Here is a 26,723-nt window from a genome sequence, read left to right as displayed (position 1 = left end):
GGGGGTCCTTTCGTGCGGAACGGCGCGCCGGCGCGGGGCCGTCAGCAGGTACGCCAGCGCACCGTCGTGGAGATCGAGTCGTCGGGTCCGTGGAGGGTCAGCGGGACGGTGACGAAGGGGGCGGGACCGCACCAGTGGCGCACCCGCAGGGCGCGCAGCGTGATCACACTCTTGTCCCCCCGCTCCAGGGTCCCGGCGGACGGGCTCACCACCAGGCCGGGAGCCGCCGCGCGCCAGGCCAGCGGGTCTCCCGAGGTGACGGTCAGGGTCATGCTGCCCCGCCCGTACTCGTCCAGCGTCACCTCGACGGGCAGGGGCACCCGGGCGGCCAGCGTGCCCTCTGCGGCGAGCGCGCTCTCCTCGGGGAAGGCCGCGGGCGGGGAGGGCGCGACGGTCACGGCGGCCTGGGGCCTGGAGGACGGCAGGGTCCCGGCCGGGCGCTCAGCGCCGACGGGACCCAGGAGGTTCATTCCCGTCAGGGTTCCCGCGGTGCCGGCGACGACGATGACGATGATCTTCAGCGTCGTCGTCCGGAACCTGTCCCCCGCCCACGTGAGCGCCTCGGCGAAGCGCGCTCTCGGTCCGTCGTGGGGGTGTCCGGGGTCGCGGGCCGTACCGGGGGGCCCGGTGGAGGAGGGGATGGAGAGAGGGACGTCGAGGTTCGCCCGCCCGGCGCGGGACGCGATCTGGGAGAGCAGCGCGTCGTAGAGCGGGGTGTCGTGCTCCGGACGCGCCGGGGGCGCGGGCGCCGCCGGGGGTACGGGGGCGGCGAGGGGAACGGTCCTCTCCCCCCGGGGAGGGGCCGCCGCGGAGGGCTGCGAGGGCGCAGGCCGTGCCGACGGCGCGGCCCGTGACGGGTACGGCTTCGCGGCCCGTGACGGGTACGGCTTCGCGTACGGCGCGGTACCGCGACGGGGTGCGGGCAGGCCCGCACGTGGCGGCTCCGCGGCCGCAGGCGGGGCGGAGACCTCGGGCACGGCGTCCAGGATGCGGGTCCCGGCCTCGGGGGTGAGCGGGGGGAGCGGAGGATGGGAGATCATCTGCGGGACCGTGTAGCGGATGTTGATCGGCCGCGTGCAGGCCGGGCACCTGACGATGTGCGCGAGCAGCTCCTCCCGCGCGTGACCGGGTCCGCCAGAGGGTCCGGGGCGGTCGCCGGGGAACGCGGAAGCGGCCAGCGCGCGCAGCTCGGGACAGGTCGGACGCCCGTGGGCGAGGCCGTCCAGGGCGCTCACGAGCGTCTCGATGATGTCCTGGGTCCTGGTCGCCAGCCTGTCGACCTCCTCCACGGGGAGGGCCAGCACGTACGCGAGGTCCTCCGAGGTCAGCTCGTGACGGAACATCAGCCGCAGCGCCTCGGTGCCCAGCGGGTCGGCGAGTCCCCACCCCTGCTCGATCAGCAGGACGTCCGGCATGCCCGGCCCGCCGCCCGGCACGTATCCGTCCCGGTGGCCGGGCCGGGTGAAGCAGTCCCGCCGCAGGACCGCCAGCAGCCGGGCCCGGACCGAGACGTTCCCCGAGACGTTCTCCGTGGTGTTCCCCGGAGCGTTCACCGGCGCGGAGCGCACGCCGCACGCGGCGACGGCGGCGGCCACCGCCGCCGTCGCCTGCTCCGGCCCGAGGTGGTAGACGGCGTAGTCCAGTAGGTGCGCGCCGTGCTCGTGCACCCATGCCCTCCACTGGCCGGGGCCGAGCACGGCGTTCCCGGTTCCGGTGGATGAGTTCACGGGCCTGAGTATCCGGCCGGGTCCGGAGCGGGCCCGCCGCGGCCCGAGTCACCGTAACCGCCCGGGTCGCCGTAACCGCCGGGGGCACCGTAGCCGCCCGGGTCGCCGTAACCGGGCTGGTCGGACGGCACGGAACCGAGCCCACCGGGGTCGGGCTGCCCGGGCAGAGCGGGCTGTTCCTGTCCGCCGGACCCGGCAGGCCGATCCTCGGGCCGCGCGGGCTGGACGAACGGGTCGGTCTGCCCGTTCCGGCCGTCTTGTTCGTTCTGGCCGTTCTGGCCGTTCTGGCCGCCCTGACCGTTCTGCGGGGCGCCGGACCGAGCGGGGGACGGGTCCGTCACCACGAGTTCCAGGCTCCGCTCGGAGAGGCCGGTGAACTTGGTCCAGTTGCTGACCTCACCGGGGGCCGGGTCGGCGAAGAGCCAACGGAGGAAGGCGGGCCACTGGCACGAGTCGCGGGGGACGGCGTTCTCGGGAAGGGCCGTGCCGTCCTGGGCGGAGCGCAGCTCCGCCAGCTCGGCGGCCGAGTAGTTCCGGCAGGGAGGGGTGCCCGGCGGGGCGATGTTGAGGTCCCACACGCCGTTGGCGTCGGTGTACCGCATGTTCCGGTCCAGCCCGAGGGCCTGCTGCGCGCGCCGGAGGAGCTCGGGGTCCCGGAAGACCGGGAGCGAGACGCCACCGTCGGGGGAGCGCTGCTCGGCGGGGAGGTCGGCGGAGCGCGGAGCGTCCCCCTTCTGGTTCCCGGACCCGTTGGGATCCCGGGTGTCCGGGGCCTGCGCGGGCGGATCCTGAGCGTCCGGGGCCTGGGCATCGGGGGCCTGGGCGGGCGGTGCCTGGGTCTCCCCCGGAGCAGCCGGTGCCCGGTTCTCCGGGTTCCTCTCACCGCCCTCAGGTGCGGGCGCGTGCTCGTCCTGCGGCGCGGGCGGGTCTCCGGCGTTCCTGCGGTCCTGCGGGGCCTGGTCTCCCCGGGAGGGCAGTGCCGGCTTGAGCGTCCTCACGGAGGGCGGCGCGTGCTCGCCTCTCTCCACGGGGGGCTCGGGGTTCGCGGTCCGCGCGGACCGCTTCGCCGGGTGCGTGGGCCTCCCCGTTCCCGCAGGCCGGTCCGTGGGCTTCCCGGTCTCCGCCGGTGTGTTCTTCTGCCTCTCCGCGTGGTTCTCCGTACGACGGTCTGTGCGGCTGTCCGTGTGGCCGTCTGTGCGGCTGTCCGTACGGCCCGGCGGGGTGGACCGGCGGTCGTCCGTGGATGCTCCCCCGCCGTCGCGGTCACCGGTGCCGCTGGGGCGCGTGGTATCACGCGGGGAAGAGGAGGTGTTGCGGGGCGTCTCCTTCGCAGGCATGTTGACGCTCTGCTTGCTGGGAGGGGAGTCCACGATCTTGCTGCCCTCCCCCAGGTTGTTGCTGATCTGCTTCGTCGGTTTCGGCGCGGGAGCGGGGTTGGGGTTGGAGTTGTTCGACTGGTTCCCCGGGTTCTGCACGGGCGGGGCGGGATACTGCTGCTTCGGGGCCGCCTGCCGGGAGCCCGAGTTGCCACCGGAGTTGCCGCTGGAGCCGGAGTCGCGAGGTTTCGAGTCGGACGACTTCGGCGGGTCGGCGGGCTTCTCCGGCGGAGCCGGGGCGCCGCTGGGATCACTGGGCCGTTGCGCGGAGGCGAGGGCGACGCCGACCGAGGAGAGCGTGGTGCAGCCCTCCCCGCCGCCGCTCACCACGCGGCCGTCAGGGGTGAGGGAGAGGCAGACCCGCGTGCCGGCGGCGCTCGCCGCCCCCGGGTCTCCCGCGGCGACCGGCGCACCCTCCCGCTCCGGGGACAGGGCCGCCCACGTGCCCGTCCGCGCGTCGAGGAGGTAGGTGCCGGTGCTGAGTTGCACCGTCTCGACCTCGGCGGGCGGGGAGAGCGCGGAGACGGCGGCTCCGAGGCCGGTGCCGGCCGCGAAGACCCCGATCGCGATGCTCGCAGTGACCACCGTCGCGCGCGAGGGCTTACGTGATGGTGTCGTCATCAATGTTCCTCTTCTTCCGGTGGGAACGTCAGGTGCCGTGGCTCTCCAGAACTTCGGACCACTCGCCGAGCACACGGACCCGTTCGTTGGAACCGGCGGGCGGGATGTAGGCCGCGTACATGCGGCCGTACGTCACGCTCGCCGAGCGTGAGAACGCCTTGTTGCCGGTGCGGACCGCGGCCGCACCCTTCAGCGTGACCAGCGCGCCCGCCCGGCGGGCGGTGCGCAGGTCGGTGGAGCGGGCGGCGTACCAGACCAGGGCGCCCCCGTCACTGGTCATGAGCGAGCGCACCGCGCCCTCCGGCCGGTAGGACAGCGAGAGCCGCCAGCCGGCCCGCTCCAGCTGGGCGCGCTCCTGCCGCCAGAACAGCGCGGCCTCGCTGGTCCACGGGCCGTCGGCGAACCGCGCGTCCGGCCGGGTGCTCTGCAGGCTCGCCAGATGGGCCCGGGCGACCTGGCGCGGGGTCGCGCTCAGGCCCGTGGCGTTCTCCGGCAGGCTCGTGGCGTAACCCTCGGAGTCGGTGGCGATCTCGGGCAGCGGCGCGGGGACGGGACGGACGTCGGCGGTGGAGCCCACCAGCCGCCAGCCGGCCGGGGTGGAGGCCATCACGTCCATGATCCGGGCGACCTTCTGCCGGTGGGCGACCGCGACGAACCAGTCGGTGGTCCCCGTGGAGTCGCGGGGCACCCAGAGTCTCGGACGGGGCCACATGCCCGCCCCCACCTGCGTGCCCTCCATGCGGGCGGTCTCGAAGGCCGCCCGAGACATCTCCAGGGCGAGGCCGTGCTCCAGCTTCCCCATCGCCTTGGCGTCCATCTTCGACTGGGCGATGGACAGCTCCCGGGCGTAGCGGCCGTGGATGCGGCGCGCGTCCTTGGCGGTGACCCGCGTCGGCAGGGTGTCCACGGGGGACTCGGCCGTGGTCGCGGAGGGTTGTTCGGCGGCCGGATCCGCGGGGGGCTCCGCGGCGGCGGTCGGATCCACCGGGGTGGCCGGAGCGATCACCCCTCGTCCGGCCTTCTCGGTGGTGCCGGACGAGGAGTGGGCGCCGGAGGGGGACGCGTCGACGGACGGGGGCGGGACCGCCGCCTCCCACGAGGTCCCGCCCGGGGCGGGCGTGGTGTGGGCGAGCAGGGTCCGGGGACCGGAGGAGCCGGACAGGACGATCCAGATGCCCACTCCGGTGAAGACGGTGGCGGCCGTCCCGAACACGGCGACCTTCCGCCACCTGAACGTGGACAGTCGTTCGGGCTCCCAGAGACCGTCGTCGAAGTCCTGTGCGGCAGGGGCATCCATGCGCTGGGAGAGCCAGACTCGCCTGCCCGGGGAATCTGATGCATGCCGCGACATAGATCCCGATATTAGACTGACAATGATCCCGGGGGAAGGTAAAGGGACGGGGTTATTAGCGCTTAAAGCTTCTGTCATATAAATGGCATAAGGGTCGTAATCCGGACTATCCGAAACTCGGGATTCGGCGAATGTCTGGAAGGTCTAGATCGTCCCCACCAGGACATCTCTAGAGATTCGCTCTGGTGTCGAACCCCAGCGAGGCGGCTCGAGAGGGCTCCTGTCACCGCCTCCGGGGACCCGCCCGGAAATTCATGATCATTACAAGCCGTATGACATGAATGCCATTCGCATGTCCATGTCACCTGGTTGGGTCGTCCATATATGCCGCTTATATGCCAACCATTACACCGTTCCCGGCTCCCGGGGACCGGCTCCGAAGATCCCCGGAGAATCACCGTGGCGGCATTCCCGGTCCGCCGTTCACCGCGAGTCCATCCGCCGATGGTCCACCCGCCGGATGCCGCTCACCGGAGGCGGGTCTGCGGGTGCGGGTGGACCTGTCACCCCTCTCTCCGTGGCCGACGCCGACGAGATGGTGGGAGTGCTGGCGGGGGACGAGCTCTACGCCTTCACCGGCGGATCCCCGCCCGCGCTGGACGAACTGCGCGCCCGCTACGCCAGGCAGGTCGTCGGCCGCTCCCCGGACGGGAGCGAGGAGTGGCACAACTGGATCATCCGCGGGCAGGCGGACGGCTACGTCCAGGCGACGGTCACGGACGAGGGGCGGCGGGCCGAGATCGCCTGGGTGGTCGGCCTGCACCGGCAAGGACAAGGGTACGCGTCCGAGGCCACGCGGGCCGCGGCCGGCCGGCTCCGCGCGCGCGGTGTCGTCTTCGTCCAAGCGCACATCCACCCCGAGCACGCCGCCTCCGCCGCCGTGGCCCGCCGGGTGGGTCTGCTTCCCACCGATCGCTTCGACGACGGAGAGCGGCTCTGGCTGTCGCGGCCCGGGAAAGGTCCGTGACGAGGGTCCGTACGGCCGGGACGGCCGTCCGCGCGGCCGGGACGAGCGCCGTCAGAAGTGGCCGGCTCCCCCGGTCCCGTCGGCCTTGTCCGCCCGGGCCGGGAGGAGCAGGGCGGTGACGACCACGACCACGGACAGCGCCGCGCCGATGATGAAGGCCAGCCGCATGCCGTCGAGGGCGGCGAGATCCCCGGCGACTCCCGCGGACTTCAGGACGTCTGCTCGCGCGCTCATCACGGTGATCACGAGCGCGGTGCCGATGGCCGCGAAGACCTGCTGCAGCGTGCTCAGGATCGAACTGCCGTGGGAGTAGAGGTGCGGGGGGAGCGCTCCGAGCCCGAGGGTGAACACCGGGGTGAAGGTCGCGGCCAGACCCACCATGAGCAGCGCGTGCAGGCCGAGGAGCAGCCAGTACGGCGTGGTCATCGTGATCTGGGTGAAACCGGCCAGTGCGAGCGTGATCCCGATCGCCCCCGGGATGACCAGGACCCGGCCGCCGAACCGGTCGAACAGGCGGCCGACGACCGGGCCGAGCAGTCCCATCGCGAGGCCGCCCGGCATCACGAGGAGCCCCGCCTGCAGTTCGTCGAGTCCGCGGAGGTTCTGCAGGTAGATCGGGAGCAGGATCATCGAACCCAGCATCGCCATGAAGGCCACCGCCATCAGGACCAGCGCGACCGTGTAGGTGCGGTGACGCAGGGTGCGCAGGTCCATCAGCGGCGTGCCCCGCTTCTGCAGCGACAGCTGGCGGAGGACGAAGACGGCGATGGTGACCAGGCCGGCCACCACGATCGCGGCAGCGACGCGGACGTCACCGCTCTCGAACCGGCTGAGCCCGTAGACCAGGCCGCCGAAGCCGGCGGCGGCCGTCACCACGCTGAACCAGTCGATGGTGCTCGCCTGGGGCTCGCCGATGTTCTCGAGCTGCTTCAGGCCGCGCCACGCGATCACGGCGGCGATGGGGAGCACTACGGCGAACAGCAGGCGCCAGGACCCGAGTTGGAGGATCACCCCCGAGACGGCCGGGCCCATCGCGGGCGCGACCGAGATGGCCAGCGTGACGTTGCCCATCACCCGGCCCCGGTCCGCCTCGGGCACCACCTGCATCAGCGTGGTCATCAGCAGCGGCATCATCACGGCGGTCCCGGATGCCTGGATGATGCGCGCGCTCAGCAGCACCTCGAACGACGGCGCGGCGGCGGCCAGCGCCGTGCCGAGCAGGAACAGGCTCATCGCGGTGGCGTACGCGCCGCGGGTGGAGACCCGCTGCAGGAACCACCCGGTGATGGGGATGACCGCGGCCATGGTCAGCATGAAGGCCGTCGAGAGCCACTGCGCGGTCTGTACGGTGATGTGCAGCGCATCCGTCAACCGCGGGATCGCGTTGATCAGGATCGTCTCGTTGAGGATGACCACGAACGTGGCGAGCACCAGCAGCCGGATCACGGGCGGCGTGCGACCTGGGACGGGGGCCGCGGGCTTGGCGGGTGAGTCGAGCAGTCGGCTGGACACGGTACCTCGATCGGGGTCGTCGGAGATGGCGTGGCCGCGGCCGGCATGCCGGCCTTCGGTCCCACGGGACGTGGCCATGTAAGAGTGACGGACGCCACCGACAAAACTCACCGACCGCGCTCAAGCCTCCGGTACATGATCCGAAATGTCATCTGGTTTTCACCGGTTCGGCGGTGCCCCGGCCGGGGAGGCCCGGCCGGGGCGCGCGAGGTCGAGACGCGGGACCGGTGGCCGGCGCAGCACGACACGGAGAAGGCCGAAGAAGTGCGGAGACCCGGCGCGGGCCCGGTGAGGACCCTGCGGGAGTCAGGCTCCGCCGACGAGGCGGGGATCCGCGTCCGCATCGGAACGAGACCGACCTACCGGCCCCGGAAACGCCAGTGGAGGCTCAGGTTGTACCTGGCCTCCACATGTGCAAAGGGTTGGTGTCCGAGGGGGGACTTGAACCCCCACGCCCCGCAAAGGGCACTAGCACCTCAAGCTAGCGCGTCTGCCATTCCGCCACCCGGACTTGGTGCCTGCACGCGAGACCGTCATCCCTCGTCGGCGGACCTAGGTTAGCAAACCTTTGAGCGCACGTCATATCGGTTACCGGCGAGGTCCCCGGGGATGCCGACGGGGTTCCGGCGACGGCAGGATGGGAGGCGCAAGCCGTACCGAACCGAAGGAGTCGACATGACCGCGCTCAATGGTGAGGACGAGGTCGTCGGACTGTGCCGCGACCTGATCCGGATCGACTCGACCAACGCGGGCGACAACACGGGGCCGGGCGAGCGGGCCGCCGCCGAGTACGTCGCGGAGAAGCTGGCCGAGGTCGGCCTGGAGCCGCGGATCCTGGAGTCGGACAGCCGCCGGGCGAACGTGGTCGCCCGCATCGGCGGGGAGGACCCCTCGCGTGACGCGCTGCTGCTCCACGGGCACCTCGACGTCGTCCCCTTCAACGCCGACGACTGGACCCACCACCCGCTCAGCGGGGAGATCGCCGACGGTTGCGTCTGGGGGCGCGGCGCGGTCGACATGAAGGACATGGACGCGATGATCCTCGCGGTCGTCCGGCAGCGGCTCAGCGAGGGCCGCCGCCCGCCGCGGGACGTGGTGCTGGCCTTCACCGCCGACGAGGAGGCCGGCGGTTCGTACGGCGCGCAGTGGCTGACCGACAACCACGCCGACCTCTTCGAGGGCTGCACCGAGGCGATCGGCGAGGTCGGCGGGTTCAGCGTCTCCCTGGACGAGGCCCGCAGGCTCTACCTCATCGAGACGGCCGAGAAGGGCATCGCCTGGATGCGCCTGACGGCCCGCGGCCGGGCCGGGCACGGCTCCATGCTCAACCACGAGAACGCCGTCACCGAGCTGGCCGAGGCGGTCGGCAGGATCGGCCGCTACGAGTGGCCGGTACGGCTGACGCAGACCGTGAAGACCTTCCTGGCCGAGGTCTCCGAGGCCCTGGAACTGGAGCTCGACGCCGACGACGCCGAGGCGACCGTGGCCAAGCTCGGCCCGCTGGCCCGGATGATCGGCGCCACGCTCCGCAACACCGCCAACCCCACCATGCTGGCGGGCGGCTACAAGGCCAACGTCATCCCGCAGACCGCCACCGCACACGTGGACGGACGGTTCCTGCCCGGTTACGAGGACGAGTTCTTCGAGACGGTCGACCGGCTGCTCGGGCCCAACGTGACCAGGGAGTTCGTCTACCACGACATCGCGATCGAGACGGGCTTCGACGGGCCTCTGGTGCGCGCGATGGCCGACGCGCTCGTCGCGGAGGACCCGGGGGCGCTGGCGGTGCCGTACACGCTGTCGGGGGGCACCGACCTGAAGGCCTTCAGCCGGCTGGGCATGCGCGGATTCGGGTTCGCGCCGCTGCGGCTCCCCGCGGACCTGGACTTCTCCGGGATGTTCCACGGGGTGGACGAGAGGGTTCCGACGGATTCGCTCCGGTTCGGGGTGCGCGTTCTTGACCGCTTCCTGGACGGCTGCTGAGACGTTCCCGGAAAAACCATTGCACTGACTCGACGTAGTGCTAGCGTAACTCTCCGTCGAAGGGAGGGCCGCTTTCACGCGGCCCCCGCCAGGAGCTGGGGAGGTCGCGTGGCACGCACGCCGGAAGGGCAGCGGGGGATCCTCCCGCCCGCCGTCCCGTGCGTGCCCGTGCTCCTCTCCGCCGGTGCGCCCGCCGTCCGGGAGATCCGGACCACGCGGTTCACGACGGGCGCCCGGCGGGTCGTCAGGCGAGTTCTCGCGGTCGGCGGCCTGTTCGCCGCCGGATGGCTCCTCGCCGTCGTCTTCGGGCTCCTCTGCGCCGCTCCGGCGGCCGCGGGCACCACCGCGGAGGCAGAGGCGGCGCCTGCGGCGGTGGGTTCCGGCCCTCTCGACACGGCCGCTTCCGGACCGGTCTCCGAGGTCGGTGACTTCCCCACGGAAAGCGGCGACCTTCCGGCGGAAGGAAACGCCGAAGCGATGGCCGGGCGAGGCGTCGACGGGCTCACCAGCCAGTCGACTCCGGGATTCCCGGCACCCTCCACCGCCGACCACAACGCCGGGGCGAACGGGTTCGTGCCCCAGCCGAGCGGTGGATCCGGCTCCTTCGGGCCGGGTGTGGGAGACATCGCGCGGTTCGACTACGACCCGCGCCTCAGGGCGCAGCGCGCCCCGCTCGCGGGGGTGCTCCCGCCCGTCGTCCGCACAGCGGCGGACGACCCATCCTTCTCTCCCGACTGATCCCGTCCCATGGACCGGCCGCGTTTCTCCAGACGAAAGCGCCGGTCGAGCGGAACGTGCCTTGGTCCTCCTGACGGAGGAGCCGTTCCGCACCACGGGTGATGAGCGATTCCAGGTCTCGTGACGGCTGCCGGGCGTCCGCTGTGCGGTCTCCCGCCGGGATCCCGCCTGCCCGCGCACCTCGCGCACGAGATGTCAGGTACCCCCATGAATGAACCACAAGGAGCTTCAAGCATGCGTACGTGGGTTAAGAGCACGACCCCCGCGGCCCTTCTCGCACTGGGCGTCATGTCCCTCGGCACCGGTACGGCCTTCGCCGACACCTCGGGCGACGGTTCGATCGGCGGCGGCAACCAGGTCAACCTCCCGATCACCCTGCCGATCGACATCAGCGGCAACTCCGTCGCCGCCATCGGCGAGTCGGAGGCCGGTTCCGTCGGGGGCGCCTCCGTCGAGCAGTCGGGCAAGGGCTCCGGCGCCGGCGGCAACCGGACCAGCGGCGACCACAGCATCCTCGGCGGCAACCAGATCGTCGCGCCGATCACCGCTCCGATCAACGCCTGCGGCAACGCCGTCGCCGTCATCGGCCGCTCCGCCGCCGGCTGCAAGGGCGGCGCCTCGGTCAAGAACTCCGGCAAGGGCTCCGGCGCGGGTGACAACCGGACCAGCGGCCGTGGCAGCATCCTGGGCGGCAACCAGGTGGTCGCGCCGATCACCGCTCCGATCAACGTCTGCGGCAACGCCGTCGCCGTCGTCGGCCAGGCGTTCGCGGGCTGCAAGGGCGGCGCCTCGGTCACCGGCGGCAAGCCCGGCCACGGTTACCACAACGGACACGGCAAGGGCTCCGGCGCGGGTGACAACCGGACCAGCGGCCGTGGCAGCATCCTGGGTGGCAACCAGGTGGTCGCGCCGATCACCGCGCCGGTCAACGTCTGCGGCAACTCCGTCGGGGCGCTCTTCGGCCAGGCGTTCGCGGGCTGCAAGGGCGGCGCCTCGGTCAAGAACTCCGGCAAGGGCGCCGGCGGCAACCGGACCAGCGGCGACCACAGCATCCTGGGCGGCAACCAGGTGGTCGCGCCGATCACCGCACCGGTCAACGTCTGCGGCAACGCGGTGGCCGTTCTGGCCGACGCCGCCGCGGGCTGCCTCGGCGGCGCGCACGTCGGCAAGTCCGGCCACGGGTACGACGGCCACGGCTACGACAAGTGGGGCAAGCGCCCCGGCAAGCACACCTCCGGCCTCCTCCCGGCGCTGCCGGTCGTCCCGGCACTGAGCGGAGCCCAGGACGCCGGTGCCGCTCAGGCGATGCGGGGCGCCTCCTCGTCCGCGCTGCCCGCGGTCGACGGGGTGCCCGGCCTGGCCGAGCTGCCGAACCTGTCCGGCTCGAAGGCCGGGGACCGCAGCGCCCGGCACGCCTCCTCCCCGGCGGACGGCCTGAACGACGCCGTCCCGGCCCTCGGCGGGATCGGCCTGATGAGCGCCGCCCAGCCCGCGGGCGTGACCGGGATGACCTCCGGCTCGCTGCTGGCCCTGGTGGTCGGGGCGATGGCGGCGGCCTCCGCCACCCTCTTCGCGACCACCCGCCGGGTCCGCTTCGGCAAGCACAAGGCCTAGCTCCGGCAGGCTCGAGGCCTGGCTCCGGCGGCAGGCTCGAGGCCTGGCTCCGGCGGCAGGCTCGAGGCCTGGCTCCGGCAGGCTCAGCAGAGCACCGGCGAGACGAGGGCCGGGGAGGCGGAGACCCGCCGAACCGGCCCCACCGAGACCGGCCCCCGCCGGGCGGGGCGAGCGGCAGCCGGCCGCTCGCCGTACCGCCCGGCGCGGGGCGCCCCCGGACCCACCGGGGGAGCACAGACGCTTTGCCCGTTCCGGGGGCGTGGCCCGGGACGGGCAAAGCCATGTCCGGGGACGGGCGGTCGGCGCACGGTTACGTCCGGCACCCGGTTCCGTCCGGCGGCGGTCCGTTCACCGGCGGAAGAGGCCGTCCGTGGACATGGCTTCGCCCGCCCGTGGGCGGCGACCGCCCGTCCGCGGACGACGGTCGATGTCCGGTTCCGGACGGACCCCGCAGGGGTCACATCGTCCGGGTCGCACGTATGATCTTCCGGCGCAGTCGGACGTCCCGGCGGCCGTCGGGATACAGTCGCAGACGGTCGAGCTCCCAGCCGCCGTATTCTGCGTGTTCGGTGAGGATCTGCCGGGCGGCGTTCCTGGAGGTGCCGCGCGGGAGATGAAGAACCAAGTAGGAGTAGTCGAGCACAGCGGTTAGTCTCCGAGAGGTGGGCTGGGGGACGTCGGCACTCATCGGGCTTTATTCTGCGTCCTTGCGGCTTTCCTCGGGAGTGCCCCCGACCAGGATCGGGTAGCCCGAGAGGGAAGTTAACGGGGAACGAATGCGAACAGCGAGGTAGGAAGCAGCGTGCCAGCCAAGAACGGCAACGCCGGCGGAACCCGCCTGGTGATCGTCGAGTCGCCTTCCAAGGCGAAGACCATCGCCGGGTACCTCGGCCGCGGCTATGTCGTGGAGTCCAGCATCGGCCATATCCGCGACCTCCCGCAGGGCGCCGACGACATCCCCGAGAAGGACAAGGGCAAGCCCTGGGCCCGTCTGGGCGTCAACGTCGACCATGAGTTCGAGCCGCTCTACGTCGTCAACGCCGACAAGAAGGCCCAGGTCAACAAGCTCAAGCAGCTGCTCAAGGACGCCGACGAACTCTACCTCGCCACCGACGAGGACCGCGAGGGCGAGGCGATCGCCTGGCACCTCCGCGAGGTGCTCAAGCCCAAGGTCCCGGTCCACCGGATGGTGTTCCACGAGATCACGCCGCGCGCGATCCAGGAGGCGGTGGCCAACCCGCGCGAGCTGAACCTGCGGCTGGTCGACGCCCAGGAGACCCGGCGCATCCTCGACCGCCTCTACGGCTACGAGGTCAGCCCCGTCCTGTGGAAGAAGGTCAAGCCCCGTCTGTCCGCCGGCCGCGTGCAGTCGGTGGCGACCCGGCTGGTCGTGGAGCGCGAGCGCGAGCGGCTGGCGTTCACCAGCGCGAGCTACTGGGACCTGCAGGCGCTGTTCGACACCGGCCGCGACGAGGTCCCGCGCGAGTTCACCGCCACGCTGACCGGGGTGGACGGCAGGCGCGTCGCCCAGGGCCGCGACTTCGCGAGCACCGGCGCCCTGAAGAACCCCGGCGTGCTCCACCTGGACGAGGAGGCCGCCCGGGCCCTCGCCGGTCGGCTCGCGGGCACCTCCTACACGGTCGGCTCCGTCGAGCGCCGGCCGTACACCCGCAAGCCGTACGCCCCGTTCCGGACGACCACGCTGCAGCAGGAGGCCAGCCGGAAGCTGGGCTTCTCCGCGAAGCTGACCATGCAGATCGCCCAGCGGCTCTACGAGAACGGCTTCATCACCTACATGCGGACCGACAGCATCACGCTGTCGGAGACCGCCGTCGCCGCCGCCCGCAGCCAGGCCATCAAGCTGTACGGCGCGGCGTACGTCCCGGACCGGCCGCGCGTCTACGCCAGCAAGGTGAAGAACGCCCAGGAGGCGCACGAGGCGATCCGCCCCTCGGGCGAGGAGTTCCGCACGCCGGGCGAGACCGGCCTGACCGGTGACATGTTCCGGCTGTACGAGCTGATCTGGCAGCGGACCGTGGCCTCCCAGATGAAGGACGCGGTCGGCGAGTCCGTCACGGTCAAGGTGGGCGGTGCGTCCAGCTCCGGAGAGCGGGTCGAGTTCAGCGCCTCGGGCCGGACGATCACCTTCCACGGCTTCCTCAAAGCCTACGTCGAGGGCGCGGACGACCCGTCCACCGACCGCGACGACTCCGAGAAGCGCCTGCCGAACCTGACCGAGGGCGACCGGCTCACCGCGCGCGAGCTCGCCACGCTGGGGCACGCCACCAAGCCGCCCGCGCGCTACACCGAGGCCTCGCTCATCAAGGAGCTGGAGGACCGGGAGATCGGCCGCCCGTCGACCTACGCGTCGATCATCGGGACGATCCTCGACCGGGGCTACGTCTTCAAGAAGGGCACCGCCCTGGTGCCGTCCTTCCTGGCGTTCGCCGTGGTCAACCTGCTGGAGCGGCACTTCGGCCACCTCGTCGACTACGACTTCACCGCCGAGATGGAGAAGGTCCTCGACGACATCGCCAACGACCGGGCGGAGCGGGTGCCCGAGCTGCGCCGGTTCTACTACGGCACCGGGAGCGCGGCGGGCGCCGAGGGCGACGAGGGTCTGAAGGAGCTGGTCAGCGACCTCGGCGAGATCGACGCCAAGGAGATCAGCTCGTTCCCGATCCGGGGCACCGACATCGTGATCCGGGTGGGCCGCTACGGCCCCTACCTCGACCGCGACGGCGCCCGGGTGAACATCCCGGAGGACATGGCGCCCGACGAGCTCACCGCCGAGGTGGCCGAGGAGCTGTTCTCCCGCCCGACCGGCGACCGCGAGCTGGGCAGGGACCCGGTGACCGGCAACATGATCGTGGCCAAGGACGGCCGCTACGGGCCGTACGTCACGGAGATCCTGCCCGAGGAGCCGCCGCCGGCCGAGGGGGCGAAGAAGCGGAAGAAGGCCGACGCCCCCAAGCCGCGGACCGGTTCGCTGCTGAAGTCGATGTCCCTGGAGACCGTCACGCTCGAGGACGCCATGCGGCTGCTCTCGCTGCCCCGGGTCCTGGGGGAGATCGACGGGCAGGAGGTCACGGCGCAGAACGGCAGGTTCGGCCCCTACCTGAAGAAGGGCACCGACTCGCGGTCGCTGGCCTCCGAGGAGGAGATGTTCACGGTCACGCTGGACCAGGCCAAGGAGATCTTCGCCCAGCCCAAGACCCGCGGCCGCCGGGCCGCCGCGGCGCCGCCGCTGCGCGAGCTGGGTGAGGACCCGGTCTCCAAGAAGCCGATCGTGGTCAAGGAGGGCCGTTTCGGTCCGTACGTGACCGACGGCGAGACCAACGCCTCGCTGCGCAAGGACGACGACGTCGAGCAGATCACCACCGAGCGCGCGGCCGAGCTCCTGGCCGACCGCCGTGCCCGCGGCCCGGCGCCCAAGCGCCCCACCCGCGCGAAGGCGAAGGCCAAGACCTGAGCCGCGCCGGGCCGGGACCCGGGTCGGTCTGAGACCCGGGACCGGGGCCTGGATCCCGGCCGGGCGAGAGCCTTTTCCCGTGGCGGGCGGCGCTCCCGTGTGGGAGCCGTTTCCCGTGGCGGGCGGCGCTCCCGTGTGGGAGCCGTTTCCCGTGGCGGGCGGCGCTCCCGTGTGGGAGCCGTTTCCCGCGGCGACCTGACCCGACCGGCCCGCGACCTGACCTGACCGGCTCGCGGATTGACCTGACCGGCCCGCGGACCCGAGGAGACCTCCGGTCCGCGGGCCTGAGAATCCTCTCAGACCTGCGGGAACGCATCCGCCGTTCCGGGCGTTCTGGCCAGAGCGCGCCGAGTGCGGCGGGCGGGCGCGAGAGGCGAGTGGTGGCGGTCATGGGTTTCGTGGTGCTGGTCTTCGGGGTGGTGGCTCTGGTCCACTACTACCTCTGGCGCCGTCTGGTGAAGGCGACCACGACTCCCGGCCGGACCCGCCGGGTGCTCACCCGGGTCCTGCTGGGCCTGGGCGTGCTCGTCCCCGTGACGCTCGTCGGCTCCCGCGCCGGGTGGGGCCACTTCCTGGCCTGGCCGGGGTTCTTCTGGATCGCGGTGATGTTCTACCTCCTGGTGTTCCTGGCGGTCCTGGAGATCCCCCGGGCGCTGGCCCTGTTCGCGCTGGAGCGCCGGAGCCGCCGCAGGTCCGAGGCGGCGCTCGCCCGGCGCATGGCGGACCGGCGCCGCGCCCGCGCGGCCGAGCCGGCCCTGACCGGTGAGCCGGTCCCCGTCCGGACGGGGGCGCACCCGGAGACGGCTCCCGCCGCGGGGTCCCCGGATCCGGAGTCCCGGGCACGGTCGGTGTCCGGCCTGGAGTCCCCGGCCGCGGAGCACCCGGTGTCCGGACCAGAGTCTCTGGCCGCGGAGCACCCGGTGCCGGAGCAGGAGGAAACGGCCGGGGAGTCCGCCGCGTCGCGCGAGGCGGGGGACGGCTCCTCCGGCCGGACGGAGTCCCCCGCACGCGGCGGGGAGCCGGCACGCGGCGGGGAGCCGGAGGCGATCGGCCGCAGGCTCTTCATCGCGCGCACGGCCGCCGCCGTCGCGGGCGTGGGCGCGCTGGCCACGGTCGGGTACGGCGTGCGGACGGCGCTCGGAGACCCGGTGATCGAGTCCGTCAAGGTGACGCTGCCCCGGCTGGACCCCCGCCTGTCCGGGCTGCGGTTCGCGGTGGTCAGCGACATCCACCTCGGCCCGCTCACCGGGACGGGGCACTCCGAGCGCATCGTCCGGATGATCAACTCGCTCCAGGCCGACGTGGTCGCGGTCGTCGGCGACCTGGTCGACGGCACGGTGGCCGAGCTGGGCCGGCTCGCCCGCCCGCTGGCGAACCTGGAGTCCCGCTACGGCTCCTACTTCGTCACCGGCAACCACGAGTACTACACCGCGAACGGCCCGGACGAGTGGGTCGAGGAGCTCGGCGGCCTGGGCATCCGCACACTGCGCAACGAGCGCGTCGAGATCGCCCACGGAGGAGCGGTCCTCGACCTCGCCGGCGTGGACGACGTCACCGGCACCGGCGGAACGGGCACCGGCGGAACAGGCACCGGTGGAACAGGCACCGGCGGAACGGGAACCGCCCCCCAGGGGCCGGACTTCGAGCGGGCGCTCGGCGGGCGGGACCGCTCGCGGTCCGTCGTCCTCCTCGCCCACCAGCCGGTGCAGGCCGTACAGGCGGCGGAGCACGGCGTGGACCTCCAGCTGTCCGGGCACACGCACGGCGGCCAGATGGTCCCCTTCAACCTGGTCGTGCCGGTGCAGCAGCCGGTGGTCGCGGGACTCGGCGAGGTCGGCGGCACGCAGGTCTACGTCACCCGCGGGGCGGGGTTCTGGGGCCCGCCCGTCAGGGTCGGCGCACCCCCGGAGATCACCCTGCTCGAACTGCGGGCCTGAGACCTCGGAGGCACCGAAGGCATCGGAGGCGCAAGCCTTCGGAGGCCCCGGGGAGGCCGGAGACCTCGGAGGCGCAAGCCTTCGGAGGCACCGGAGGGGGCGTGGGCTCCGAAGGCACCGGAGGGAGCGTGGGCTCCGGCGCGGTTCGCGGGACGCCTCACCGGAGGAGAGGCCGTGCGCAGCCGGGCGGGTGGAGCGGCCTGATGCGACGCGCGGACCGGTATATCAGTCCGGCTCATGTTTCCCCTGCCCGGCGGGCACCCGGATACCCTGGCGTCATGACCTCCCCTGGCCGGGGCACCGCGCGCCGCAAGCCCCCCCACGTGCTGGCCAACGCCCCGTTCCGCAGGCTGTGGACCGCCATGTCGGTGTGCAGCCTCGGCGACTGGCTGAACCTGCTGGCGCTCACCGCGTTGGCGGGCAACCTCACCGCCGGGGACTACCGGACGCAGAGCCTGGCCATCGGCGGCGTCTTCGTCGTGAAGATGCTCCCGGCCATCGTGCTGGGGCCGCTCGCGGGCGCGTTCGCCGACCGGTTCGACCGGCGGCTGACGATGTTCGCCGCGGACCTGGCGCGGTTCGCCCTGGTCCTCTCGATCCCCCTGACGGACGCCGGCTACCAGTGGCTGCTCGTCGCCACCTTCCTGGTCGAGTGCGTCAACCTCTTCTGGGTGCCGGCCAAGGACGCCACGGTGCCCAACCTGGTGCCCAAGGAGCGGCTGGAGGAGGCCAACCAGCTCAACCTGCTGGTCACGTACGGCACCGCCCCGGTCGCCGCGCTGCTCTTCGCGGTGCTGTCGGTCGCGGGCGACGCGCTGGGCGCCCTCGTGCCGTACCTCGACGGGCGCGACACCCACCTGGCGCTGCTGGTGAACGCCCTGGCGTACCTCGCCTCGGCGTTCCTCATCTTCACGCTCCGGGACATCCCCAGGAGGAACGTCACCGCGGTCACCACGCCGTCGGTGCTCCGGCAGATCATCGAGGGCTGGCGGTTCGTCGGCGGCGACCGGCTGGTCCGCGGGCTGGTCATCGGCATGATCGGCGCGTTCGCCGCCGGCGGCGCGGTGGTCGGCGTGGCCAAGATCTACGTGGGGGCGCTGGGCGGCGGGGACGCGGCCTACGGCGTGGTGTTCGGAGCGGTCTTCGCCGGCATGGCGTCGGGCATGTTCTTCGGCCCCCGGCTGCTGCGCGGGCTCTCCCGGCGCCGGTTGTTCGGGCTCTCGATCGTCGCGGCCGGGCTGGTCCTGGCCGCGATCGCGCTCATCCACAACCTGGTCATCGTGGTCCTGCTGGCCGTGCTGCTCGGCGCGTGCGCGGGGATCGCCTGGATCATCGGCTACACGATGATCGGCCTGGAGGTGGAGGACCACCTGCGGGGCCGTACGTTCTCCTTCCTGCAGTCGCTCGCCCGGGTCACCCTGCTCCTGGTCGTCACGGTCGCGCCGGCGCTGGCCGGTCTGTACGGCGAGCACGAGGTCTCGGTCGGCGGCGAGCCGGTCTACCGGCTCGACGGCTCCAACCTGGTGCTCCTGGTGGGCGCGCTGGTCGCGGCCGGGGTGGGCCTGCTCGCCCTGCGGCAGATGGACGACCGCCGGGGCGTCCCGATCGCCGCGGACCTGTTCGCGGCGGTGCGCGGCAGGAGGCTCGCGCCGGAGGGCGCCGAGGAGCCGCGGGGGATGTTCATCGCGTTCGAGGGCGGTGAGGGTTCGGGGAAGACCACGCAGTCGCGGCTGCTGGCGATCTGGCTGCGCGACCAGGGCTTCGACGTGGTGCAGACGCGGGAGCCGGGGTCGACCAAGGTCGGCATGCGGTTGCGGGCGATCCTGCTGGACGCCGTGCACCAGGGACTGTCGGCCCGCTCGGAGGCGCTGCTGTACGCGGCCGACCGGGCGGAGCACGTGGAGAAGGTGATCCGGCCGGCGCTGCACCGGGGCGCGATGGTGGTCTCCGATCGCTACGTGGACTCGTCGCTGGCCTACCAGGGGGCGGGCCGGGCGCTGGACCCGGAGGACGTGGCGCGGGTCAACGACTGGGCCACCGGCGGTCTCGTGCCCGACCTGACCGTGCTCATCGACACCCCGCCCTCGGTCGGCCTGACCCGGCTGGGCGGGGCCGCCGACCGGATCGAGTCCGAGCCGCTGGAGTTCCACGAGCGGGTCCGCCGGGAGTTCCGCGCCCTGGCCGCCGCCGACGCGGGCCGCTACCTGGTGGTCGACGGGACGCTGGCGCAGGACGAGATCTCCCGGCTCATCCAGGACCGGGTGCGCGAGGTGCTGCCCGACCCGGTGCCCAGGGAGGCCGAGGACGTCACCGGGACCATGCCGGCCATCCGCGACTGACCCCGTTCGCCCGTCCGGGACCGTACGGCCCGGCCCTCCGCTCCGGCCCGTACGGCCGCGCACCCGCTCCGGTTCGCACGTCCCGGTTCGCACGGTCCGATTCGCATGGCCGTGCACCCGCTCCGGTTCGCACGGCCCGGTTCGCGCGGTCCGATCCCCGGTGGATCCCCGTGCCGCCGGCGGTAGGTTTGACGGCGTGGGAGTCTTCGATGACCTTGTGGGCCAGGAGCGGGCGGCCGGGACGCTCCGCCGGGCCGCCGCGGCCGGCGCCGAGCTCCTGGCGGGGGGCCGCGGATCGGGGATGACCCACGCGTGGCTGTTCACCGGGCCGCCCGGATCCGGCCGGGAGGAGGCCGCGCGGGCCTTCGCGGCCGCGCTGTTCTGCCCGGACCAGGGCTGCGGTCACTGCGACGTGTGCCACCAGGTGGCGATCGGCTCCCACCCCGACCTGGAGGTCGTCCGCCCGCAGGGCCTCTCCTACGGCGTCAAGGACACCCGGCGGCTCATCCTCCGCGCGGCCGGGGCCCCCACGCTGGGCGGCTGGCGCGTCGTGCTGTTCGAGGACGCCGACCGGGCCACCGAGGGCGCCTCCAACGCCCTGCTCAAGGCGATCGAGGAGCCGCCGCCGAGGACGGTCTGGCTGCTCTGCGCGCCCTCCCCGGACGACATGATGATCACCATCAGGTCCCGGTGCCGGGTGGTCACGCTCGTCACCCCGCCCACTGCCGCCGTCGCCCACGTGCTGGCCACCCGGGAGAACGTGCCGCCGGAGACGGCGGCCTTCGCCGCGAGGGCCGCGCAGGGGCATCTCGACCGGGCCCGCAGGCTGGCCCTGGACGCCGAGGCCCGCAGGCGGCGCGAGGACGTGCTGTCCATCCCGGCGTCGCTGACCGGGGTGGGCGAGTGCGTGGCGGCGGCCGAGCGGCTGGTGAAGACCGCCGACGAGGAGGCCGCCGCGGTCACCTCCGTCCTCAACGAGGCGGAGACCGCCGAGCTGCGCAAGGTCTACGGCGAGGGCTCCACCGGCAAGGGGCTCAACAAGGGGCTCGTCCGGGGCGGCGCCGGGGCGCTGAAGGATCTGGAGGACCGGCAGAAGTCACGGGCCACCCGGACCAAGCGCGATGTCATCGACGCGGCCCTGCTCGACCTGGTGGCGCTCTACCGCGACGTGCTGGCGGTGCAGTTCGGCGCGCCCGTGGAACTGGCGAACGACGACCGCCGGGCCGAGCTGGACGCGCTGGCCCGCTCCTCCTCCCCGGAGGACACCCTGCGCAGGATCGACGCGATCATGCTGTGCCGGCGGCGGCTGGCCGCGAACGTCAACCCGCAGATGGCCGTCGAGGCGATGACGCTCTCCCTGCGGAGTCCGCGCCTCTGAGCGTCTCCGGGCCCGCCCGCAGGGCTCTCATCTGCTGAATACCCATCAGGAAAGGGACCGTCCGTTACCGGACGGTCCCTTTTCGTGTTTTTCCGGTAAATGGAACCAATTCGGGTTAAGCACCCTCAAAGATCAGGAAGAGATCGTTAGAATCCCAGCAAAACTAAACGGATTCGTTATAAATCATCCAAAGCGTGTCCTGCTCTACGGGGATGAGCGGAGAGGGCCAGGGGGCTGTTGGTCGGCATGGGAGCGCGTCGCGAGGTGGTTCCGTCCGGGGTGGGGCGGGCGGTCACGAGCCGGGTGGACGACGAGGACAGGTTGAGGATCGAGTGGCCGGAACCGGACGACGGGGAGATCGTCCTGCGGCACGCGGAGACCGGGGAGGAACGGTCCGGCACCGATCTGACCGGGCTCGCCGCGGGGATGTGGACGGTGTCGAAGCACGGCGCGCCCGTCGCCACCGACGACCCGGGGTTCTCGCTCGACGGGATGGTCGCGTACGCCGCGAGGCCGCGGGACAGGGAGATCCGGGCGTTCCGGACCCCCGTGGGGACCCTGGCGCTGATGGTGCGCGAGGTCCGACCGTACGTCGAGGTGACCCGGGTCGACCCGGGGGACGGGACGATCGAGGTCGAGGGGGTCCTCGCCTACGGTGAGCCGCCCGCCGGCCCGGTCCGGCTCGTGGCCGCGGCCAGGAAGGGCCCGGAGACGGACGGCGGCGCCGCGTTCTCCGGGCGGCGCTTCACCGGCATCCTCCGGATCGGGCCGATGGTCGCGGGACAGACCAAGCGGAGGGTCTTCTGGGACCTGTTCGCGCAGGTCGGAGAGGTGCGGCTGGTGCTGGCCGCCCGGCTCGACGACGTCCCGGGCAAGAAGGAGAAGGTGCGCTTCCCCGCGCAGCACGTGGACCGGGTGCGGGTCCGGCCGTACTTCACCGACACCGACGCCCTGGCTGTCGCCTGCACGGTCGAGGAGGGGGAGGGCGAGTGAAGGTCTCGTTCCTGATCCTCAACGCCTACGGCATGGGCGGCACGATCCGCGCCACCTTCGACCTGGCCACCGAGCTGTCCGCCCGGCACGACGTCGAGGTGATCAGCGTCTTCCGGCACGCCGACGAGCCGTTCCTCCCGCTGGGGCCGGAGGTCCGGCTCCGCGCGCTGGTGGACCTGCGGGAGGGGGCCAGGGTCCGCTGGCCGTACGCGAAGAGGGCGGAGCGGCTGAGCGGGGAACCCAGCACGCTGGTCCACCCGGAGGAGCGCGCCTACGCATCCTTCAGCGCCTGGAGCGACGAGGTGCTCCGGCGGGAGCTGCGCCGGCTCCGCACCGACGTGCTGGTGACCACGCGGGCCGGGCTCAACATCATGGCCGCCCGCTTCGCGCGCCGCCGGGTCGTCAAGATCGCCCAGGAGCACCTGCACTTCGAGGCCCACAAGCCCGGTCTGTTCGAGGAGATCCGGCGGTGGTACCCGGAGCTGGACGCGGTCGTCACCCTCACCGAGGCCGACGAGCGGGACTACCGGGCCATGCTCGGCGGGTCGCGGACCGGGGTGTTCACCATCGGCAACGGGCTGGCCGGCGGGCCGCGCCCGCGCTCCCGGCAGGAGAACCGGATCGTGCTGGCCGCCGGGCGGTTGGTGCCGGTCAAGGGCTACGACCGGCTGCTGAAGGCGTTCGCCAGAGTCGTCGAGGTCCGGCCGGACTGGCGGCTGCGGATCTACGGTGAGGGCCGGGTCTCCGACAAGCTGGTCAGGCTGGCCGTGAAGCTGCGCCTGCACAACAACGTCACCTTCATGGGCCCGACCGGCGACATCGAGGGGGAACTGGCCAAGGCCTCGATCCACGCGGTCAGCTCCCGCTTCGAGGGCTTCGGCATGACCATCATCGAGGCGTTCGCGTGCGGGGTCCCGGTGGTCAGCTTCGACTGTCCCCGGGGACCGAGGGAGATCATCACCTCCGGCCGCGACGGGCTGCTCGTCCCGGCCGACGACGTCGACGCCCTCGCCGACGGGCTGCTGGCGATGATCGAGGACGAGGAGGGGCGCCGCCGGATGGCCGCCAACGCCCTGGAGACGGCCCGCGGCTACGACATCACCATGATCGCGGACCGCTGGGAGGAGACCTTCGCGGAGCTGGCGGGCTGAGCGGAGCAGCAGACGGGCCGGCCCGGCGTCTCTGTGACGTGACCATGTCATTGTCGGGGACGACCCCGGAACCCGAGATAGAGCTGCTCTCCCATGGGGAGCCGCTGGCCAGGGACCGCGTCGACGTCGCGGGGCTGTTCGCCGAGCACCACCTCGGGCTGGTACGGCTGGCGCTGCTCATGGTGGGCGACCAGGCCACGGCCGAGGACGTCGTCCAGGAGGCCTTCGCCCGGACCCATGCCGGGTGGCGCCGCCTGCGAGACCCGGACAGGGCGCTGACCTACATCCGCTCGGCCGTGCTGAACGGGGCCCGCTCCGTGCTGCGCCGCCGGGCGGTCGCGTTCCGGCGGGCCGTGCCGTACGAGCCGCCGGTCTGGTCCGCCGAGCACGCCGCGCTGCTCGGCGAGGAGCGCCGGGAGGTGCTCGTCGCCCTGCGCGACCTGCCGGGGAGGCAGCGGGAGGCGCTGGTGCTCCGCTACTACCTCGACCTGTCGGACCTGGAGATCGCCGAGACCATGGGGATCGGTGCGAGCACCGTCCGGTCCACCCTCGCCCGCGGCCTGGCCGCGCTCGCCCGCAAGCTCGGGGAGGAATCATGACCGCCACCGGAGACCGCCCGTCCGAGTGGGGCCCGGCGTCCGCCGCCGGAAACCGTGCCTTCGAGCAGGATCCGGCGGCCGTCATCGGAGATCACCCGTTAGGGGAGGGCTCGACGTCCGTCACCGGAGACCGCACATCCGAGGAGGGTTCGATGTCCGCCGTGGAGGAGCGCCTGCGCGACGCCCTGGCAGGGGCCGCTGTGACCGCCTCCCAGGTCCGCCCGCTACCCGCCGTCCCGATCCGTCGCCGGACTCGGATCCCGTTGCCACTCGCGATCCCGGTCCGTCGCCGGGCCGGTATCCCGGTGCTACTCGCCGCGGTCGCGACGGCCGCCGCGGTGGCCGTCGCGGCCTTCACGGCCGCACGGGTGGCGCTGCCGGGCCCGACCGGCCCCGAGCTGACGAAGGAGCACATCATCGCCATGGCCATGGCCGGGGCCGCTCCCGAACGGACCGGCATGGCGCATATCTCCGTCTTCCTCTGCAAGGCCCATGATCCCTTCCCGCAGTGTGCGGGCGACGGGGTGACGGAGACCGGCAAGGAGGAGATCCGGCGGACGCTCGACGCGCTCCCGGAGGTGGAGGCCGTCGTCTCCGAGGACAGACGCACGGCCTACGCGAACTTCAGGGCGCAGAACCGGGAGAACACGGCGCTGCTCAACGCGATTCGGATGGAGGACCTGCCGGAGTCCTTCCGGGTGTGGATCGTGGATCCCACTGACCGCCGGATGTCGGAGAAGGTGAGGGGGGCCGTGGCAGGGCTCCCCGGCATCTCCAACGTCGTCGACTCGTTCTGCCTGCTCCGCAGTGGAGATTGCTGACCCGGGATGGTTGTCCACAGGGTGTGGACGACCATCCCTGCCAATTGGCGGGCATCGCGGGGGTGATGATGCCGAGGGCGGGTGACGGATCCCGACCGGTGCTGGAAGAGGGCATCTCCGAGCCCCTCGCCGCAGGTGGTGCCCGACCGCGAGCCCTCCTCGCCGACCGGGAGGCGGTTCGCTGTGGACCGTCCCGGATTGCGTGTTATCCCACCGGGACGGCGGGGGCGCGTAGGGTGGGCGGTAGCCGTACTCCGAGCGTGGATCCGGGAGTCGCATGAGCATGATCATGGCCGTGAGCTTCACCCGTTACGGTCGGCTGTACTACCTCGATCCCGGCGGGCACAGCCCCAAGGTCGGCGACAAGGTGCTCGTGCCCACCGAGGCCGGGCCGGAGGTGGCCGAGTGCGTGTGGGCGCCGCAGTGGACGAGTGAGGACGTCGGCGGCCTGCCGGTCTGCGAGGGGATCGCGACCGAGGAGCACCTCGCCCGCGACGAGGCCAACAAGCGCCGCCGCGCCGAGGCTCGGAGCGTCTCCAAGCGTCTGATCAAGCGGCACGAGCTGCCGATGAAGGTCGTCGGCGTCGACTACCTCGACTCGACCGGCGTCTACACGGTCTACTTCTCCGCCCCGCACCGCGTCGATTTCCGCGCGCTCGTCCGCGACCTGGCCCGCAACCTCCGCGCCCGGGTGGAGCTCCGCCAGATCGGGCCCCGCGACGAGGCCCGGCTCCAGGGCGGCATCGGCCCCTGCGGGCGCGACCTGTGCTGCGCGACCTTCCTGAAGGACTTCGAGCCGGTCTCCGTCCGGATGGCCAAGGACCAGGACCTCCCGGTCAACCCGCTGCGCATCGCGGGGGCCTGCGGACGGCTGATGTGCTGCCTGAAGTACGAGCACCCGCTCTACGCCGAGGCGCACACCAGGATGCCCCGGCTCGGTCTGAAGGTCGACACGCCGGAGGGCTCGGGGACCGTGGTGGGGCGCAACGTCCCCTCCGACTCGGTCGTCGTCCGCCTGGACGACGGCGGCCGCCGCTGCGCCTGCCCCTCCGCCTCGGTCTGCTCGCCGCGCAAGCAGCACGACACGATGTACGGCGGAGCGGTCGCGGTCGCGGAGGCCGATCCGGAAAGCTGACGCCGATTCCGATCATGCACTTGTCGTTGGATCCGGGACGCTGAAACCGCGTTTCGAGCAATCTCGATGAGAGTGCGGAGCGGCGGATCGCAGGAGGACCGGCGCCATGCGGAGATAAATCCGGTTGCTCCCCGGAACAGTGTCTCGTCATGCTTCGGCCCATGAGATTCGCGGTCATCGGAGACATCCACGCCGACTTCACCCTGGCCGACGCGATGATCCGGCGGCACGCGGGTCCCGTGGACGCCGTCTTCAGCGTCGGGGACGCCGAGCCGAACCGCGACGAGGCCGAGAGCCTGGGCGTGGCCGGTCCCGCCAAGTACCGCAAGGTCGGGGACTTCCCCCGGTTCGCCGCCGGCCTGCAGACGATGAGCGCCCCGCTGTACTTCATCGGCGGCAACCACGAGCCCTGGCCGGCGCTCGACGAGCACGGCCCCGGCGAGTGGGCGCCCGGCTTCCACTTCCTGGGGCGCTCCGGCATGGCGGAGATCGCCGGGCTCCGGGTCGCGTTCCTGTCCGGGATCTACTCGAGGCACTTCAGCGAGCCCGCGGAGCCGCCCGCGATCACCCCGGAACGGCTGAAGGAGTACGGCTACTTCACCCGGCCGCACGTCGACCACCTGCTCCGCCAGACGCGCGGCCGGCGGATCGACCTGCTGATCACTCACGACTGGCCCGCAGGCCTGGCCTACCGGCACCATGGCAAGGCGGCCGTGGGCTGCGACCGCATCCGCATGCTGACCGACGCGCTCAACCCGCAGGTGCACGTCTGCGGCCACATGCACGTGCCGTACCGGGAGCGGATCGGCGCGACGGACGTGGTCTGCCTGTCCCAGGTGCGGCACGGCACCGCCCCGGCGGACACGGTGGCGGTCCTCGAACTAACGCCGGACGGGGTGCTGCGGGAGGCGGCGGGGTGAGCGAGAACGGCCGGGGTTCACGCGAGCGGGGAAGGAGGGCGTCCGCCGGATCGTCCGAGCAGGAGGGAACGTCGAACGCAGGAACGGGC

At 72.5% G+C, this 26,723-nt stretch carries 19 protein-coding genes and 1 tRNA gene; 14 read left to right on the top strand and 6 right to left on the bottom strand.

The window, feature by feature from the left end:
- Positions 1–41 precede the first annotated feature (41 nt).
- From HS048_RS03510 to HS048_RS03500, 3 genes are read right to left on the bottom strand one after another with little or no spacing between them, the layout of a single operon-like run.
- Positions 42–1,727 (bottom strand): hypothetical protein, encoded by a 1,686-nt coding sequence (locus tag HS048_RS03510; RefSeq protein ID WP_196466137.1) that lies wholly within the window; start codon positions 1,725–1,727, stop codon positions 42–44.
- Entirely contained in the window at positions 1,724–3,724 is a 2,001-nt protein-coding gene (locus tag HS048_RS03505; RefSeq protein ID WP_196466136.1) for a hypothetical protein, read from the bottom strand. The genes HS048_RS03510 and HS048_RS03505 overlap by 4 nt, the downstream gene beginning before the upstream one ends.
- Before the next feature lie 28 nt (positions 3,725–3,752).
- Positions 3,753–5,021: a hypothetical protein gene (locus HS048_RS03500; RefSeq protein ID WP_196466135.1), complete on the bottom strand. Its 1,269-nt coding sequence runs from the start codon at positions 5,019–5,021 to the stop codon at positions 3,753–3,755.
- A gap of 571 nt (positions 5,022–5,592) precedes the next feature.
- On the opposite strand from HS048_RS03500, the gene HS048_RS03495 reads away from it, so the two are divergent.
- Entirely contained in the window at positions 5,593–6,042 is a 450-nt protein-coding gene (locus HS048_RS03495) for a GNAT family N-acetyltransferase (RefSeq protein ID WP_307832355.1), read from the top strand.
- Positions 6,043–6,093: 51 nt separating this feature from the next.
- Here the strand turns inward: HS048_RS03495 and HS048_RS03490 are convergent, their stop codons facing one another.
- Entirely contained in the window at positions 6,094–7,554 is a 1,461-nt protein-coding gene (locus HS048_RS03490; RefSeq protein ID WP_307832354.1) for a DHA2 family efflux MFS transporter permease subunit, read from the bottom strand.
- Between the two features lie 423 nt (positions 7,555–7,977).
- Positions 7,978–8,065: transfer RNA gene (locus tag HS048_RS03485), tRNA-Leu, on the bottom strand.
- 164 nt (positions 8,066–8,229) lie between these two features.
- Here HS048_RS03485 and HS048_RS03480 point away from each other — a divergent pair.
- The 3 genes from HS048_RS03480 to HS048_RS03470 all read left to right on the top strand — a co-directional run bounded on the left by HS048_RS03480 (position 8,230) and on the right by HS048_RS03470 (position 11,889).
- Positions 8,230–9,537 (top strand): M20/M25/M40 family metallo-hydrolase, encoded by a 1,308-nt coding sequence (locus HS048_RS03480; RefSeq protein ID WP_196466133.1) that lies wholly within the window; start codon positions 8,230–8,232, stop codon positions 9,535–9,537.
- A 108-nt stretch (positions 9,538–9,645) separates the two neighbouring features.
- Entirely contained in the window at positions 9,646–10,275 is a 630-nt protein-coding gene (locus HS048_RS03475; protein ID WP_068900472.1) for a hypothetical protein, read from the top strand.
- Positions 10,276–10,509: 234 nt separating this feature from the next.
- On the top strand, positions 10,510–11,889 hold the full coding sequence (locus HS048_RS03470) for a chaplin family protein (protein WP_196466132.1): 1,380 nt from the start codon (positions 10,510–10,512) through the stop codon (positions 11,887–11,889).
- A 457-nt stretch (positions 11,890–12,346) separates the two neighbouring features.
- On the opposite strand, the gene HS048_RS03465 is transcribed toward HS048_RS03470, so the two are convergent.
- Positions 12,347–12,532, bottom strand: a complete 186-nt coding sequence (locus tag HS048_RS03465) for a DUF5703 family protein (protein ID WP_068900476.1) — start codon at positions 12,530–12,532, stop codon at positions 12,347–12,349.
- Positions 12,533–12,691: 159 nt separating this feature from the next.
- Here HS048_RS03465 and topA point away from each other — a divergent pair, with 159 nt between their 5' ends.
- The 10 genes from topA (at position 12,692) to HS048_RS03415 (ending at position 26,634) form a co-directional block, all read left to right on the top strand.
- Entirely contained in the window at positions 12,692–15,361 is a 2,670-nt protein-coding gene (gene topA / locus HS048_RS03460) for a type I DNA topoisomerase (RefSeq protein WP_196466131.1), read from the top strand.
- 389 nt (positions 15,362–15,750) lie between these two features.
- On the top strand, positions 15,751–17,298 hold the full coding sequence (locus HS048_RS03455) for a metallophosphoesterase (RefSeq protein WP_230880710.1): 1,548 nt from the start codon (positions 15,751–15,753) through the stop codon (positions 17,296–17,298).
- A gap of 278 nt (positions 17,299–17,576) precedes the next feature.
- Positions 17,577–19,637 carry a dTMP kinase gene (gene tmk / locus HS048_RS03450; RefSeq protein WP_196466129.1) on the top strand — a complete coding sequence of 687 codons (2,061 nt, stop codon included), beginning with the start codon at positions 17,577–17,579 and terminating at the stop codon, positions 19,635–19,637.
- Between the two features lie 196 nt (positions 19,638–19,833).
- Positions 19,834–21,015: a DNA polymerase III subunit delta' gene (locus HS048_RS03445; protein ID WP_196466128.1), complete on the top strand. Its 1,182-nt coding sequence runs from the start codon at positions 19,834–19,836 to the stop codon at positions 21,013–21,015.
- Positions 21,016–21,261: 246 nt separating this feature from the next.
- Complete coding sequence (locus tag HS048_RS03440; protein ID WP_196466127.1) at positions 21,262–22,008, top strand: hypothetical protein; 747 nt, start codon at positions 21,262–21,264, stop codon at positions 22,006–22,008.
- Positions 22,005–23,159: a glycosyltransferase family 4 protein gene (locus HS048_RS03435; RefSeq protein ID WP_068900485.1), complete on the top strand. Its 1,155-nt coding sequence runs from the start codon at positions 22,005–22,007 to the stop codon at positions 23,157–23,159. The genes HS048_RS03440 and HS048_RS03435 overlap by 4 nt, the downstream gene beginning before the upstream one ends.
- Positions 23,160–23,203: 44 nt before the next feature.
- Positions 23,204–23,758 (top strand): SigE family RNA polymerase sigma factor, encoded by a 555-nt coding sequence (locus HS048_RS03430; RefSeq protein ID WP_196467772.1) that lies wholly within the window; start codon positions 23,204–23,206, stop codon positions 23,756–23,758.
- A 152-nt stretch (positions 23,759–23,910) separates the two neighbouring features.
- Positions 23,911–24,579: a permease-like cell division protein FtsX gene (locus HS048_RS03425; RefSeq protein WP_196466126.1), complete on the top strand. Its 669-nt coding sequence runs from the start codon at positions 23,911–23,913 to the stop codon at positions 24,577–24,579.
- Positions 24,580–24,862: 283 nt separating this feature from the next.
- Positions 24,863–25,714, top strand: a complete 852-nt coding sequence (locus tag HS048_RS03420) for a regulatory iron-sulfur-containing complex subunit RicT (protein WP_068900566.1) — start codon at positions 24,863–24,865, stop codon at positions 25,712–25,714.
- Positions 25,715–25,875: 161 nt separating this feature from the next.
- On the top strand, positions 25,876–26,634 hold the full coding sequence (locus HS048_RS03415) for a metallophosphoesterase (RefSeq protein ID WP_196466125.1): 759 nt from the start codon (positions 25,876–25,878) through the stop codon (positions 26,632–26,634).
- The last annotated feature ends 89 nt before the right edge of the window (positions 26,635–26,723 follow it).

Origin of the sequence: Planomonospora sp. ID91781, from assembly GCF_015711595.1 — a bacterium.
GTDB classification, from domain to species: domain Bacteria; phylum Actinomycetota; class Actinomycetes; order Streptosporangiales; family Streptosporangiaceae; genus Planomonospora; species Planomonospora parontospora.
The sequence above is the reverse complement of the archived record's forward strand: the minus strand, read 5'-3'. Positions and strand labels throughout refer to the sequence as shown.

Coding starts and splice junctions, on each gene's coding strand:
- HS048_RS03505 (WP_196466136.1), bottom strand. CDS start 3,724: ATGACGACACCATCACGTAAGCCCTCGCGCGCGACGGTGGTCACTGCG.
- HS048_RS03415 (WP_196466125.1), top strand. CDS start 25,876: ATGAGATTCGCGGTCATCGGAGACATCCACGCCGACTTCACCCTGGCC.
- HS048_RS03470 (WP_196466132.1), top strand. CDS start 10,510: ATGCGTACGTGGGTTAAGAGCACGACCCCCGCGGCCCTTCTCGCACTG.
- HS048_RS03420 (WP_068900566.1), top strand. CDS start 24,863: ATGATCATGGCCGTGAGCTTCACCCGTTACGGTCGGCTGTACTACCTC.
- tmk (WP_196466129.1), top strand. CDS start 17,577: ATGACCTCCCCTGGCCGGGGCACCGCGCGCCGCAAGCCCCCCCACGTG.
- HS048_RS03425 (WP_196466126.1), top strand. CDS start 23,911: ATGTCCGCCGTGGAGGAGCGCCTGCGCGACGCCCTGGCAGGGGCCGCT.
- HS048_RS03430 (WP_196467772.1), top strand. CDS start 23,204: ATGTCATTGTCGGGGACGACCCCGGAACCCGAGATAGAGCTGCTCTCC.
- HS048_RS03500 (WP_196466135.1), bottom strand. CDS start 5,021: ATGGATGCCCCTGCCGCACAGGACTTCGACGACGGTCTCTGGGAGCCC.
- HS048_RS03480 (WP_196466133.1), top strand. CDS start 8,230: ATGACCGCGCTCAATGGTGAGGACGAGGTCGTCGGACTGTGCCGCGAC.
- HS048_RS03455 (WP_230880710.1), top strand. CDS start 15,751: ATGGGTTTCGTGGTGCTGGTCTTCGGGGTGGTGGCTCTGGTCCACTAC.
- HS048_RS03440 (WP_196466127.1), top strand. CDS start 21,262: ATGGGAGCGCGTCGCGAGGTGGTTCCGTCCGGGGTGGGGCGGGCGGTC.